Annotated in this window: 14 protein-coding genes; 9 read left to right on the top strand and 5 right to left on the bottom strand. The window is 67.8% G+C overall.

All coding sequences use genetic code 11. The features are described from left to right. Window positions 1-96: 96 nt before the first annotated feature. From ACQEVJ_RS28340 to ACQEVJ_RS28330, 3 genes are read left to right on the top strand one after another with little or no spacing between them, the layout of a single operon-like run. Window positions 97-618: a hypothetical protein gene (locus ACQEVJ_RS28340; protein ID WP_433106191.1), complete on the top strand. Its 522-nt coding sequence runs from the start codon at window positions 97-99 to the stop codon at window positions 616-618. Next, window positions 615-1,637, top strand: a complete 1,023-nt coding sequence (locus ACQEVJ_RS28335) for a phosphotransferase family protein (protein WP_433106189.1) — start codon at window positions 615-617, stop codon at window positions 1,635-1,637. The genes ACQEVJ_RS28340 and ACQEVJ_RS28335 overlap by 4 nt, the downstream gene beginning before the upstream one ends. A 19-nt stretch (window positions 1,638-1,656) precedes the next feature. Next, window positions 1,657-2,436, top strand: a complete 780-nt coding sequence (locus ACQEVJ_RS28330) for an enoyl-CoA hydratase/isomerase family protein (protein ID WP_433106187.1) — start codon at window positions 1,657-1,659, stop codon at window positions 2,434-2,436. Window positions 2,437-2,536: 100 nt separating this feature from the next. Here the strand turns inward: ACQEVJ_RS28330 and ACQEVJ_RS28325 are convergent, their stop codons facing one another. Beyond that, window positions 2,537-4,042: a class I adenylate-forming enzyme family protein gene (locus ACQEVJ_RS28325; protein WP_433106185.1), complete on the bottom strand. Its 1,506-nt coding sequence runs from the start codon at window positions 4,040-4,042 to the stop codon at window positions 2,537-2,539. 257 nt (window positions 4,043-4,299) lie between these two features. Here ACQEVJ_RS28325 and ACQEVJ_RS28320 point away from each other — a divergent pair, with 257 nt between their 5' ends. From ACQEVJ_RS28320 to ACQEVJ_RS28295, 6 genes are all read left to right on the top strand, one after another. Continuing rightward, window positions 4,300-5,451, top strand: a complete 1,152-nt coding sequence (locus ACQEVJ_RS28320) for an acyl-CoA dehydrogenase family protein (protein ID WP_433106183.1) — start codon at window positions 4,300-4,302, stop codon at window positions 5,449-5,451. After that, window positions 5,448-5,972, top strand: a complete 525-nt coding sequence (locus tag ACQEVJ_RS28315) for a VOC family protein (RefSeq protein ID WP_433106181.1) — start codon at window positions 5,448-5,450, stop codon at window positions 5,970-5,972. The genes ACQEVJ_RS28320 and ACQEVJ_RS28315 overlap by 4 nt, the downstream gene beginning before the upstream one ends. Window positions 5,973-6,039: 67 nt before the next feature. Further along, the gene (locus tag ACQEVJ_RS28310) at window positions 6,040-6,492 is read left to right on the top strand and encodes a nuclear transport factor 2 family protein (RefSeq protein ID WP_433106179.1); all 453 of its coding nucleotides are present in this window, start codon (window positions 6,040-6,042) and stop codon (window positions 6,490-6,492) included. A gap of 211 nt (window positions 6,493-6,703) precedes the next feature. Further along, window positions 6,704-8,278, top strand: a complete 1,575-nt coding sequence (locus tag ACQEVJ_RS28305; RefSeq protein ID WP_433106177.1) for a class I adenylate-forming enzyme family protein — start codon at window positions 6,704-6,706, stop codon at window positions 8,276-8,278. Between the two features lie 290 nt (window positions 8,279-8,568). Next, window positions 8,569-10,128, top strand: a complete 1,560-nt coding sequence (locus tag ACQEVJ_RS28300) for a class I adenylate-forming enzyme family protein (RefSeq protein WP_433106175.1) — start codon at window positions 8,569-8,571, stop codon at window positions 10,126-10,128. A 623-nt stretch (window positions 10,129-10,751) separates the two neighbouring features. Then, entirely contained in the window at window positions 10,752-11,168 is a 417-nt protein-coding gene (locus tag ACQEVJ_RS28295; RefSeq protein WP_433106173.1) for a hypothetical protein, read from the top strand. A 208-nt stretch (window positions 11,169-11,376) separates the two neighbouring features. Here ACQEVJ_RS28295 and ACQEVJ_RS28290 read toward each other — a convergent pair whose 3' ends face one another. The 4 genes from ACQEVJ_RS28290 to ACQEVJ_RS28275 form a co-directional block, all read right to left on the bottom strand. Further along, window positions 11,377-11,646: a hypothetical protein gene (locus tag ACQEVJ_RS28290; protein WP_433106171.1), complete on the bottom strand. Its 270-nt coding sequence runs from the start codon at window positions 11,644-11,646 to the stop codon at window positions 11,377-11,379. Between the two features lie 292 nt (window positions 11,647-11,938). Beyond that, window positions 11,939-12,061, bottom strand: coding sequence for an SDR family NAD(P)-dependent oxidoreductase (locus ACQEVJ_RS28285; RefSeq protein ID WP_433106169.1), 123 nt, complete (start codon window positions 12,059-12,061; stop codon window positions 11,939-11,941). 47 nt (window positions 12,062-12,108) lie between these two features. Further along, entirely contained in the window at window positions 12,109-12,252 is a 144-nt protein-coding gene (locus ACQEVJ_RS28280; RefSeq protein WP_433106167.1) for an SDR family NAD(P)-dependent oxidoreductase, read from the bottom strand. 104 nt (window positions 12,253-12,356) lie between these two features. Next, entirely contained in the window at window positions 12,357-13,178 is an 822-nt protein-coding gene (locus tag ACQEVJ_RS28275) for an alpha/beta fold hydrolase (protein WP_433106165.1), read from the bottom strand. Window positions 13,179-13,190 lie beyond the last annotated feature (12 nt).

The raw sequence follows: 13,190 nt of genomic DNA, 5'->3' as shown, positions 1-13,190 counted from the left end.
ACGTCAAGAGTAAGACAAGATTGCCTCTCCTTGTGGGGCCTTAACGCATTACGTTAGATTCAACACGAGCGCTGAGTCCCGACCCGAGAGGTGCCTGTGCGACCGTCACCGGATGACCTGCTGGACAGCCTCCGCCTGTCCCTCAACGAAAGCCTGCTGCCCAAGGTCGAGGATCGCTGGGCCCGCTATGTCTGCACCGCGATGGATCTCGTCCTCCAGCATCTGCAGCTGCGCCTCGCCGCGGAGGGGGACGCCCTGGCGGAGGACAGCGCCGACATGCTGACGGTCCTCGCGGCGACGGGCGGGCGCGCCGCCGCCCTGGCGGAACGCTCCGGCCAGGGCGGCCGTCCGCGGTGGGAGGAGCTGGCCGAGATCGTGGCGGGCGCCGCGGGCCGGGCCGGCGACCGGTCCGAGGACGCCACCGTCCGCAACGAGGAGCTGCGGGGCGTGGTCGTCGCGGTGATGCGGTGGCTGGACGACGCCGAGGGCGCCGACCCCGCCGATCCCGCCGTAAGGGAACTGAGAGACGAGGTGTACCGCTTGGTGCGACGGCAGGTGGACCGGACCAGGCCCATGGTGGAGCCGCTGTTCATGTCGTTCCGGCCGCTGGCCTCGTGAGCGCCGGGAGGAACGCCGCGCCGGGGCTGGATGCCGAGCGCGTCGGCGCGTACCTGCGCGACCGGCTGGGGGCCGACACCCTCACGGTCGTCTCCCTGAAGCGGAACGTCGGCGGGATGTCCAGGGAGACCTGGTTCGCCGAGGTCACCGGTGTGCGGGACGGCGAGGAGTTCCGCGACGCGCTGACGATCCGGGTCGACCACCCCGAGGGTTCGGTGGTGCCGGTCAGCCTCGAGCGGGAGTACCGCACCTTCGCCGCGCTCACCCCGACCCCGGTTCCGGTCGCCGAGGCGCTGTGGTATGAGACCGACGAGTCCCTGATCGGGCGGGCGCCGTTCTACATCCGCCGTACGGTGCCGGGGAGCGCCTCGGCCGGCAGGCTGTTCGCCCCGGGCGGGGAGGAGATGCGCCGCCGGATCGGCCGGCATCTGGCCGAGCGGCTGGCGGCCGTCCACACCCTCGACTGGGCGAGCGCGGGGCTGGGGGAGTTCATGGCGGTGCCGCAGCGGCCGGAAGACTGCGCGCTGCTGGAGCTGGCCCACTACGAGCAGGCCTACCGCGCCGCCGACCCGGAGCCGATGCCCGTGGTGGAGGCCCTGTTCTCCTGGTTGAAGCGGAACGTGCCCACCGAGGTCTCGCGAACCTCGCTCGTCTGGGGTGACGTCGGCGTCGGCAACTTCATCTACGAAGGGGACCGGGTGGTGGCCCTCACCGACTGGGAGCAGGCCCACTTGGGCGATCCCATGAAGGACTGGGCCTCGGCGCTGTGGCGGGGCGCGGACGCCCTGCTGCCGCGTGAGGAGATGTTCGAGGCCTACGAGAAGGCGGGCGGCCCGCGGATCGACGAGGAGCGGATCAGGTACTACTCCGTCTTCATCGACGCCGAGTACATCTGCACGTCCTTTCCGCTGCTGAGCGAGCTCGGCCCGGATGGGACCCGCGACGCCACCTTCGTACGCCTCGGTATGGGCGTCCCCTACATGTGCATGGATCACGGCCTGAGCACCATCGGGTACTGAGCCGACTGAAGGAGTCCCCGTGTCTTTGGAGATATCGCTCACCGGCCGGGTGGGCACCATCGAGCTGAACCGCCCCGGCCGGATGAACGCGCTCACCGTCGATCTCGCCGGGTCGCTGGGCTCGGCGGCGGCTGCCCTGGTCGAGCAGGGGGCCCGCGCCCTGGTGCTGGCCGGGCGTGGCCCGGCGTTCTGCGCCGGCGCCGACCTCGCCTTGGTCGACCAGGCGTTGGCAGGAGAGCCGGCCCCCGTGCTCACGCCGCTGGTCGAAGGACTGCACGCCTCGCTCAAGCGACTGCGTCGCCTGCCGGTGCCACTGGTCGCCGCCATCGAGGGGCCCGCGGTCGGGGCAGGAATGGGGCTCGCCCTCTGCGCCGACATCCGGGTCCTCGCCGAGAGCGCCCGCCTGATCCCCGGCTACATGGGGATCGGATCGTCGCCGGACGGTGGTGTTTCGTACTTCCTGACCCGGATGCTGGGCTCGGCCCGCGCCCTGTCCCTGCTGCTGCGCAACCAGCCGGTGAGCGCGGTGGACGCGGCGGCGCTGGGCCTGGCCGAACCGCCGGTGCCGGACGGCTCGGCGTTGCGGGCCGCCCAGGAGCTGGCCGCTTCACTGGCGACCGCTCCTCCGCTGGCTCTGACACGGGTGCGGGAGCTGGTCGACCGGGCGACCGTACTGGGTCTGGAGGAGCAGCTGGACCTGGAGCAGCAGCGGGTGACCGAGCTGTGGAAGACCCACGACTTCACCGAAGGCGTACGGGCCTTCCTGCAGCGGCGCCCGCCGGAGTTCCGCGGCGAGTAAGGCTGCCGAGGGCGCCGCCCGGTACGGCTTCGGCCCGTGGCCCCCGAAAGGGTGTCACGGGCCGAAGCCGTTTTCCGGCGCACGTGCCGGGCGCCGTCCGTCAGCTCGACAGCATCGCCCGCAACCGGTGCTTGAGCACTTTGCCCGTGACGTTGCGCGGCAGTTCTTCTGTACGGACCCAGCGGCGGGGCACCTTGTAGGCGGCCAGTCGCTCCTTGGCCCAGGCGCTCAGCTCGGCGTCGGCGGGGACCTTCTCGCCGACCAGGACGGCGGTGACCAGTTGTCCCCATTTGGGATCCGGGGTTCCGACCACCGCCGCCTCGACGATGTCCGGGTGCTCGGCCAGCACCGCCTCCACCTCCCGCGGGTAGACGTTCTCCCCACCGGTGATGATCATGTCGTGGCGGCGGTCGGTGATGTGGAGATAGCCCCGGCCGTCCCGGTATCCCATGTCGCCCGTGTGCATCCAGCCGCCGCGCAGCGTCTCGGCGGTGGCCTCGGGCCGGTTCCAGTAGCCGAGCATCACCGAGGGTCCCCGACAGACGATCTCGCCGATCTCCCCCTGCGGCACCGGTTTGTCCGCGTCGTCGACCACCAGCACCTCGAGACCGATCGCCTCCGCGCCGGCCGAGGCAAGCCGCTCGGTGTCCGCCGGATCATGGTCGGCCGGGCGCAGAATCGTCTGCCCGCCGGTTTCGGTCATGCCGTACTGCTGATGGAAGCCGCAGCCGAAGCGCTCGATGGCGCGTCGCAGCGGCCCCGGCTGGATGGACGATCCGCCATAGATGATCAGTCGCAGCGCGGAGAGGTCGACCTCGTCGACGACCGGGCTCTCCAGGAGCATCGCGATGATCGTGGGAACCAGGACGGTGGTGGTGACTCGTTCCCGCTCCATCGTGCGCAGGGCGAGTTCCGGCGAGAACTCCGGCAGCATGACCACCGTGCCGCCGACGACCGTGTGGGCGTAGGAGAGGAATGCGGCGATGTGGAACATGGGGAGGCTGGCCTGGTGCACGTCACCGGACTGCACCTCCAGCTCGGCCGCGTTGGTCATCACGCGGGCGGTGAAGCCGAGCCGGTCGACGACAGCACCCTTGGGTGAGCCGGTCGTGCCGGAGGTGTACAGGATGGTGGCGGGCAGCTCGGGGTCGTCGGGGTCGGCGTCGGGGGCGGGGACGGCGGCCCGCAGCGCGCTGTCGTAGGAGGGGACGGCGACCGGGGAGCCCAGGCCGAGGACGTGCGAGACCCCGGTGTCCGCAGCGAGGGCGGCCGCGCGCTCGGTTTCACCTCGTCCCGCGATCAGCAGACCGGGTGCGCAGTCGGACAGGATGAACTCCAGCTCCCGCTGCGCGAGACGGATGTTCAGCGGGACCAGGGCGAAGCCGGAGCGCAGGCACGCCGCCTGTATCTCCAGATATTCCAGTTCGTTGGCGGCCAGGAGTGCCACCCGGTCGCCGGGGACCAGGCCCAGGGTGCGGAAGACCGAGCCGAGTCGTCCTACCCGGTCGTCCAGTTCGCCGAAGGTGATCCGCCGGTCGCCCTCTACCACGGCGGTCTGGCCGCCGAACCGGGCCACGGGGCCCCGGATCAGATCAAGGTAGCGCATACCACCTCATCGGAAAGACGCAGATTGACATATTACGTTGAGCGTCAAATCACGTTACAGTGAGCGGGCCGGGAGCGCCAGGGGGTGAGTGAACCTGGACGATCAACCCTGAAAGGTGCACCATGGTGCGGATCTATCAAGAGTTGAACAAGACGGCACATTCAGGAACAAGCGAACTTCGTGTGCGCGTTGCCCGGCCGGCCGTGAAGCGCGTCCGGGCCTGATGAGGCGGCACCATCAAGCCAGCAGGAGGCGGCATGGACTTCACCATCAGCAGTGAGCACCAGCAGTTGCGGCAGACGTTGCGAGAGTTCTTCGAGGTGGAGGCGCCGGTCGACGTGGTCGCACGCTTCGACCGGGAGGAGGAGTTCAACTCCGACCTCTATCGCAAGGTGGCCGAACTTGGCCTGTGCGGGATGGCGTTCGGCGAGGAGTACGGCGGCAGCGACGCGGACCAGATCTCCATCTGCATCGCGGTGGAGGAGATCGCGAGGGCCAGCGCCGCCCTGGCCTACGCCTGGCTGCCCACGGCCACGTTCTGTGCGAAGGGCGTCTACCGATTCGGCACCGAGGAGCAGAAGAAGGAGATCCTGCCGCAGGTCGCGGCCGGGACGATGCGCATGGCGATGGGCCTTTCGGAGCCCGAGGCCGGGTCGGACCTCACCCACCTGTCCACCCGGGCGGTGCGGGACGGCGACGATTTCGTGGTCCGCGGTCAGAAGGTGTTCACGACCGGTGCGGACACCGCCGACTACATCTTCGCGTTCGTGCGAACCGATCCCGACGCGCCGGCGTCGAGGGGCATGTCCGTGCTGCTTGTTCCGCGGGATGGCGAGGGACTGTCCGTACGGCCGCTGCGTAAGCTGGCCGGCCAGTCCACCCACACGTGCGAGGTCTTCTTCAACGACGTCCGTGTGCCCAAGGAGAATCTCGTCGGTGAGCTGGGCGACGGCGTGAAGATCATCTTTGGGCTTCTCGACGCCGAACGGATCTACGTCGGCGCGGAGGGCACTGGTCTCGGCCAGGGCGCGCTGGACATGGCGCTGAAGTACGCCAAGGAGCGTGTCCAGTTCGGCAAGCCGATCATCGAGCATCAGGCGGTCGGGCACATGCTCGCCGACATGGCGATGGACGTGCAGACCGCCCGGCTGATCACCTGGCACGCGGCCTGGCGGCTGGAGCAGGGCCTGGACTGCAGGCTGGAGGCGTCCATGGCCAAGGTGTACGGCTCCGAGGCCGGCAGCAGGTGCGCGGCCCGCGGCATGCAGATCCTCGGTGGTTACAGCTACATGGTCGAGTACGGGATGGAGCGGTACTGGCGCGAGACCAAGCTGTACGAGATTGCCGGTGGGACGAACCAGGTCATGCGCAACGTGATCGCCAAGCAGCTCGCCAAGGGCGGCTCATGATCCCCTCGATCCCCGCCGTTCCCTTGCTTCCCCTGGACGCCGCGTTCGACCACGCGGCGGTGGCGGCCCACAGAATCCGTGACCTGCTGCCGCTCTACCAGGACATGCTCGGTGGCGAGTTCTATCTGGGCGGCGACAACGTGCGGGTCGGCTACCGGGGTGTACAGCTCAAATTCCGGGGCGGGGGGAAGATCGAGCTTCTCGAACCGCTCCCGGGATCGACGTTCCTGGACAGCTTCTTCCGGCGGGGCCCGCTGGGTGGGCTGCACCACCTCACATTCACCGTGACGAGGGAGATGACCGGGACCATCGCGACACTGGAGGGACTCGGCTACCGGGTGCACGGTGCGTCCGCGGCGGATGCCGACTGGCACGAGGTCTTCCTCCACCCGCGCGAAGCCTTCGGCACCTTGCTCCAGATCGTGCGTCCCGGCCCGAACTATGGCCCGGCCCGCGACTACACCATCGAAGACGTCCTCGCCGGCAAGGGCCCGAACGGCTCCGGCAGTCCAAGTCCCTGACCGGCTCCGACGAGCTGTCACGAGTCTCTGAAGAACCCCTGACGAATTCCGCTAGAGGAGAGAGAGCATGACATCCGACGATCTCCGCGGTCAGCTCGAAATCCGGGACCTCGCCGCCCGTTTCACCGACGCGGTCAACCGGCGTGCCCCGAAGGAAGTGGCCGTGCTTTTCACGCAGGATGGCGCGTGGCACGTGCCCGGTGTGCCGTCGGCCGTCGGCCATGAAGCGATCGGCGACCTGCTGGCCGGTTTGCTGACGAACTTCACCCGGCTCATCCAGTTGACCCACAGCGGGCACGTCGACGTTTCGGGGAGCACGGCGACGGCGACCTGGTACATCACCGAGAGGGGCGCGGACTCCGCCGGCGACACCTTCGAGTTCACCGGCGTCTACACCGACCGCCTCGTCAGGGCCGAGCAGGACGGCTGGCGCTTTGTCGAGCGGTCGTTCGGCTTCCTCCACCGGAAGGGGGTGGGAAAGGAACGCTGGTACCCGCACCCGAACGTCGTCGCGGACTGAACGGCGGGCGGGCCGGATGGGCCCGGCCCTGTCCTGCCCGCCACCGGAACCGGTGTCGTCTGACGGAGAAACGTTTCTGCTAGCTTCTTGACGTTCAACGTAAGATATTTCACCATTGACGTACGAGATCGATGAAGGGCGTCCAGCGCGACCCGAGGCGGGGAGCCGCGGCGCGTCGCTCGTAGCGAATCGAACTGCAGGGAGTCAGACCATGCTGGTCGGTGACATCGTCCGGCGGAACGCCACGTTTTTCGGCTCACATGGCGCCGTCGTGGTGCCGGGCGAGCGGCACATCAGCTGGCGGGAACTCGACGAGCGGACCGACCGGTTCGCGAACGCGCTGCATGGTCTGGGACTGGTCAAGGGCGATCGGCTCGCGATCCTGGCGCCGAACTGCGCCGAATACCTCGATTTCTTCTTCGGTTGCGCGAAATCGGGAGTGATCGGGGCGGCTACCAACATCCGGCTCGCCGGGCACGAGATCGTCTCCTATCTGTCGTACGTTCAGCCGGTCGCCATCCTGGTCCACGCAGATCTTGCCGACTTCGCCCGGTCCTGGCTGGATGATCTCCCCTCTCTGCGTGAGGTGATCGGGATCGGGGAGGGCCACGGCTTCGGGCGCGACCTCGAAGAGCTGATCGCCGGTGCCGCACCTGGGGAGCCGGACGTCGCGATCACCGAGTCCGACGTCTACCAACTGGGCGCAACCAGCGGGACGACCGGCATCCCCAAGGCCGCCATGTTGAGCCATCGCAACGCCATCGCCGCGATGGTGAGCTGGCTGGCCGAGATCCCTGTGCGGGAACGGGAAACCGCCCTGCAGTGCATCCCCTACTTCTTCAACCCGGGTGGCGCGGCCGGACTGCACCCGGTCCTCATGAAGGGTGGGCGCCTGGTGATCCCGAAGGCCTTCGCGCCGCGGGCGTTTCTCGAGGCGATCCCCCGATACTGCGTCACGCACACCGTGCTTGTGCCGACCATGCTGCAGATGGTGTTGAACGAGCCGGATGTCGCCTCGTACGACATGAGCAGTCTGCGGGCGATCAACACCGGGGGATCTCCCTTTCCCGGCCCCTTGCTCGCCCGCGGCCGGCAATCGATGGGCGATGTCTTCTATCCGATATACGGCATGGCGGAAAGCTACTCCTGCGCGACGATCCTCCGGCCGCAGAACCAGTTCTCCGAAGGCACGCCTCAGCAGGTCGCCCAACTCTCGTCGGTGGGGAAGCCGATGGTCCTCACGAATGTTCGCGTCGTCCAGCCTGAACAGGACCGCTGGGGGGAGCGGGACGTACCGCACGACGGCGGCACCGCCGGAGAGATCTGGCTGGCGAGCGACACGGTTTCGGCCGGGTACTTCCGGATGCCGGAAGAGACCGCGGCCGGCAGGAATGGCCGGTGGTTCGCCACCGGTGATATGGCTGTCATCGATGCGGAAGGCTTCGTCATGATCGTCGACCGGCTCAAGGACATGATCATCACCGGTGGCATCAACGTCTTCAGCATCGAGGTCGAACGGGCGTTGCTTCAACACCCCGATGTCGAGCAGGCCGCCGTCATCGGAGTTCCTCATCCCACGTGGGGAGAGGCGATCCACGCGGTGGTCCGGACCCGGCCCGGCGGCGATGTGCCGGAGGCGGAGTTGCTCGAATTCGCCGCGGCGCGTCTCGCCCATTACAAGAAGCCCCGATCTGTCAGTTTCGTCGGCGAGTTTCCCGTCAGTGGCAACGGGAAAATTCTCAAGCGCCTGCTCCGGGAACAGTGGGAGGCCGGCCGGCGTCCGTAGCGGCGTGCGCGAGGCGATTTCTCTGACCTCTCTTGTTCGTCGTCCGATCGCAATGCGACGCACCCTCGACCAGGGGTATCGGATGGATTCCCGAGTTCGCGTACACAGTGGGCGACCGCTCCTGCCATTACCGCGATATCCGAACCATCGATGTCCGAGGAGTGTGGTGACCGCGGTCGTGATGATTAGAGAACGACTGAGTCAACATCTTACGTTCACCGTAAGATTGCTATAGAGTGTGAAGCCATCCGGAGAAGGGCAGTACGGCACGGCTCAGGGGTGTGAGAACCATGTTGGTCAGCGACATCGTCCGACGTAACGCGCAATTCTTTCCAAACAGGGACGCGGTTGTCCTCCCAGGCCGCGTACGCCGCACCTGGCGGGAGTTGGACGCAAGGACCAACCGATTCGCCAATGCCCTGCTCGGACTGGGCCTGTCGAAGGGCGACCGTGTAGCCATATACGCGCCGAACTGCGGTGAGTACGTCGAGTTCTTCTTCGCCTGTGCCAAGTCAGGAGTGATCGGCGCACCCACGAACGTCCGGCTCGCGCCGTACGAGATGACCTCGTACCTGTCCTACGTGGAGCCGGCCGCTGTCCTGGTGCACGCCGACCTGGTGGAAAACGCGCAGGGGTGGCTGCCGGCCGTCCAGTCGGTCAAGTACGTCATCGGATTCGGCTCCGGGCATGGACTGGACCTCGATCTCGAGGAACTGATCGCGGCTGCCGGAGCGGACGAGCCGCGGGTGGCTGTCAGCGAAGACGACATTTACCAGTTGGGCGCCACGAGTGGGACCACCGGTATCCCGAAGGCCACCATCTTGACCCATAGGAACGCCATCTCCGCGATTGTCACCTACGCCGCCGAGTTGGATATTCCCGAAGCCGGGACGGCTCTGCAGAACATTCCCTACTTCTTCAATCCCGGTGGGCCGGCGGGCCTGCACCCGGTCCTGTTGAAGGGCGGCCGCACGATCGTTCCGCCCGCGTTCGACCCCGCGGAATTCCCCAAGCTGGTACAGGAATACCGGGTCACTCACACGATAATCGTGCCGACCATGGTGCAGATGGTCGTGTCGAATCCGGATATCGTGCAGTACGATTTGTCCTCACTGCGCGGGATCATGTCCGGAGGATCGCCATTTCCGGCTCCCGTCCTCAAGCGGGCACGCGAACTGATGGGCGACGTCTTCAATCCCATCTATGGCATGGCGGAAAGCTATTCCTGTGGCACGATCCTGCGACCGCAGAACCTGTTCACGGAGGGCACCGAACAGCAGGTCCGGCAGTTGGCCTCGATCGGGAAGCCGGAAACGCTGATCAACCTGCGCGTCGTCGGCCCGGAGGGCGACGACGTCCCTCACGACGGGAAGACCGCGGGCGAGATCTGGATGTCGGGGCCGACGATCTCCCCGGGATACTTCCGGATGCCGGAGGAGACCGACCGCAGCCGCGAGAGTTCCTGGTTCAAGACCGGCGATCTCGCGGTGATCGACAGTGAAGGCTTCATCACGATCGTCGACCGGTTGAAGGACATGATCATCACCGGTGGGATCAACGTCTTCAGCGTCGAGGTGGAGCGTGTTCTGGAGCAGCACCACGACGTCCAGCAGGTGGCCGTGATCGGGGTGCCGCACCCGCAGTGGGGTGAGGCCATCCACGCGGTCGTGTGTCGCAGGGCCGGCAGCACGATCAGTGAGCAGGAGCTCATCGCGTTCGCGGCCGAGCGCCTGAGCTCGTACAAGAAGCCGCGGTCGGTGGAGTTCGTCTCCGCCCTGCCGATCAGCGCCACCGGAAAGATCCTCAAGAAAGAACTGCGGAAGCAGCGCTCCGTTCAGCCCGCCGTCTGAAGGTACCTCCTCGGCGGGCAGGGCAGACGAGGTCGGTGCCGCACCGCTGTCCCATGGTGATGATGCGTCATGCCGCGCCCGCAGGTAGATGGCCCAGGGATGGTTCACTCCGCCTCGACATCCTTCATAGCAGTGCGGGGTGAGGCAGCGCGGAGCGCCCACCCTCTGTTGCTGGCCGCAACCGACGATATGCAGATTGTCGCCGACGTGCGGCTCCCTGGCAGGCAGAACCAGCTCGGAATCTGGAACTCCATCCCTCAGCTTTCGCCCATGACGAGAGGTAGCCTCGCGCGGCCGTTTCGCGCCCCCGCCTGCTGTTAGTCCTGCCGTTCGTTCGGGAGAGAGCTCTTCTCTGTCCCCCGCAGGATCACAGCCCAGCACCTGCTGGAGTACCGCGACGTGCCCGAGGCGTTGGAATGGCGGCAGTCGGTGCACGGCGCTGCACCCGCAGTCTGAGGCCCGCAGGGCGGGAGCAAGATATTTGTAATGTCCCATTACCGCTGCATCCGGCGGGATGCAGCGGGGGACATTCGTGATCAGAACCGCCCACTCCCGCCACTGGTACGGCGGTGGGTTCTGATCGATAGCGACCGGGCGCGGTCGTCGGGGGAGCGGTCACGAGCATGTCCGATGGGGGAGAGGACACCGGGTCCAGCACGGGGTCCAGGCAGGTGCGGCAGCGGCGGCGTCAACGTCAGGTGGTGCCGCGGCCGCACGTGGTGAAGTTCGTGCTGACCGAGGAGGAGTACGCCGACCTCCGCACGGCCGCGCTGGCGCACGGGGCGTATGCGGCAGAGGCGGCCCTCGCGGCGGCGCGGATGGTGAACCCGCCGATGCCCGACCCGCTGCGCGAGGCCCTGATCGAGCTGATGCACGCCGCTGGCCAGGTGCGCCGCATCGGGGTCAACCTCAACCAGGCCGGCGCGGCGCTCAACGCGACCGGCACTGATCCCGGCAACCTCGTTCCGTACGCCGCGTGTCTGCGGGCGGTGCAGCGGCTGGACGGAATCGCGGATGCGGTCCGGAAGGCGATCCGATGATCGGAAAGGTGATGCGCGGGCGGCGCGTCGGCGGGTTGCTGTACTACCTGTACGGCCCAGGCCGGGCCAACGAGCACGTCAACCCGCACGTCGTCGGGTGGCGGCATCCGGCCGAGCTGGAGCCGGTGCTCCGTCCGGAAGGCGGGCGGGATTTCCGGAATCTGATCGGATTGCTCAACCAGCCACTCGCCGCACTGGCGGAGCGCGGTTACGCCGAGCGGGTGTGGCACCGCGTCGCCCGTGCCGGGCCCACGCAACGGAGCTCCGCGAACTGCAACACGGTGACCATCGCCAACTGTCCGGGCGAGATCCCGGGCCTGCCCCGGATCCCGAACCCGTCCAGGAACGCGCCATCGAAGAACACCTCGCCCAACTCGTCACGGACCCGCATCGCCAGCGACCCGTGTCGAAACGCCGCCCTGGCCACCGCCGCCGTCTGCTCGGGAACAACCGGCAGCGCACGCGGGCGCATCGACATCGAGGACCTCATTCCGGGGGCAGGATCACAGGACACTCAACCGGAACGCACCCTTCCAGGCCCCAACGATCATCATCATGCGAACACGCCGACGCGACCAGAATTAGGCAACAGGGTCGTACACGCCCACGTCGCCGGGATGACCCGATGTCACGCCAGGCCAGGCGTGGCCCAGTTCAAGGACAGCGAGCTGCCCGCCGGCGCCGCGCGCGACCCTCGGTCTCATTCAATCTCTCGCCGGACGCGGCGAGCAGTCCGGTGCGGAAGTTGCCCGGCTCGACGATGAGCACGGTTACGCCCAATGGGCGACCTCGGCCCGTAGCGCTTCGGAGAAGCCTTCGAGCGCGAACTTCGTCGCGCTGTAGGCGGAGATTCCCGCGAACGACAATCGTCCTCCCATGCTGCTGACCTGCACGATCGCGCCGGACCGCCGTGCCCGCAGGTGGGGAAGGGCGGCGCGGGTCAGCGCGGCGGGCCGAAGAAGTGGACCTCGAACAGGGTCCGCTGCTCGGCCTCGCCGGTTTCCTCCACGGCACCGACGTGTCTACGTCCGGCGTTGTTCACGAGGATGTCGATGCGACCATGTCGAGCGATGACCTCGGCCACTGCCTCGTCATGGCTCGGTCTCGGGGAGGGCGCTAGCTTCTGCGCGGATCACGCCTGCTTCATGCTGATCTGCTTGAGCACGGGCTGCGGACCTGTCGCAGCAATTAGTGACCTCGTTCCCGGCCGAGGAAGCACGACAGGAGTCGCCTGAAGTCGTGCGGGTGCTCGAGCGCCGGCACGTGCCCGCATCGGCCGAGCACGTGCAGACGGACATCGGCCAGGTGTTCGAGCAGGGGCAGGGCTGCCGTCCCGAGCGGGGTGACTCGGTCCTCGGCGCCGTGGACGAGCAGCACGGGCGCGCGGACCCCTGCCAGCGTTTGCGCCGAGAGGGTGAGCTCGTCGGCCCAACGTGCCCTAGGTGGAGGGAACAACGACGCGAATGTGGCCGCCCCCGCTCGCATCGCAGCTGCACGGGCAGCAACGGCCGACTCGGTCACGAGCGCTTGGTCGAAGACGAGGCGACTCAACATGTCTCGTGCCCCGAGCGGGCCGGCGGGGGCGGCCCAGACCGCGTCGAGCTCGGCGGACAGCGGCGCCCCGGGGGCGCCCATCGTCGAGACCGCCACGACACGGGTGACCTGCTGGGGACGCGCGGCCGCCAACGCCAGCGCCACGGCACCACCCATGGAGTGGCCCACCACGGCGTAGTGCTCGACACCGAGAGCATCCATCAGGCCCGCGGCCTGCTCCGTCCACAGCCGGAGCCCACCCCTGGAGCCCGCCGGGATTGGTGTACGGCCGAACCCCGCCTGGTCAGGAGCCACCAGGTGCCAGGACGTGCCCAGCGCCTGTGCCGTCGTTGCCCAGGCTCCGGATCCGGTCGTACCGGGTCCGGAGCCGTGCAGCATCAGCACCGCGGGCCCGGTGCCGCTCTCCAGGACGTGGACGGGGGAGCCGTCGACTGTGACGGTCCGAAGTGCCGTCACCGAGACACCCCA

The sequence above is a fragment of the Microbispora sp. CA-102843 genome, assembly GCF_050936215.1.
Classification (GTDB): Bacteria; Actinomycetota; Actinomycetes; order Streptosporangiales; family Streptosporangiaceae; genus Microbispora.
Note: the sequence above shows the minus strand (reverse complement) of the source record. Positions and strands in the feature narration are given on the sequence as shown.

Coding starts and splice junctions, on each gene's coding strand:
- ACQEVJ_RS28325 (WP_433106185.1), bottom strand. CDS start 4,042: ATGCGCTACCTTGATCTGATCCGGGGCCCCGTGGCCCGGTTCGGCGGC.
- ACQEVJ_RS28320 (WP_433106183.1), top strand. CDS start 4,300: ATGGACTTCACCATCAGCAGTGAGCACCAGCAGTTGCGGCAGACGTTG.
- ACQEVJ_RS28315 (WP_433106181.1), top strand. CDS start 5,448: ATGATCCCCTCGATCCCCGCCGTTCCCTTGCTTCCCCTGGACGCCGCG.
- ACQEVJ_RS28310 (WP_433106179.1), top strand. CDS start 6,040: ATGACATCCGACGATCTCCGCGGTCAGCTCGAAATCCGGGACCTCGCC.
- ACQEVJ_RS28305 (WP_433106177.1), top strand. CDS start 6,704: ATGCTGGTCGGTGACATCGTCCGGCGGAACGCCACGTTTTTCGGCTCA.
- ACQEVJ_RS28300 (WP_433106175.1), top strand. CDS start 8,569: ATGTTGGTCAGCGACATCGTCCGACGTAACGCGCAATTCTTTCCAAAC.
- ACQEVJ_RS28295 (WP_433106173.1), top strand. CDS start 10,752: ATGTCCGATGGGGGAGAGGACACCGGGTCCAGCACGGGGTCCAGGCAG.
- ACQEVJ_RS28290 (WP_433106171.1), bottom strand. CDS start 11,646: ATGTCGATGCGCCCGCGTGCGCTGCCGGTTGTTCCCGAGCAGACGGCG.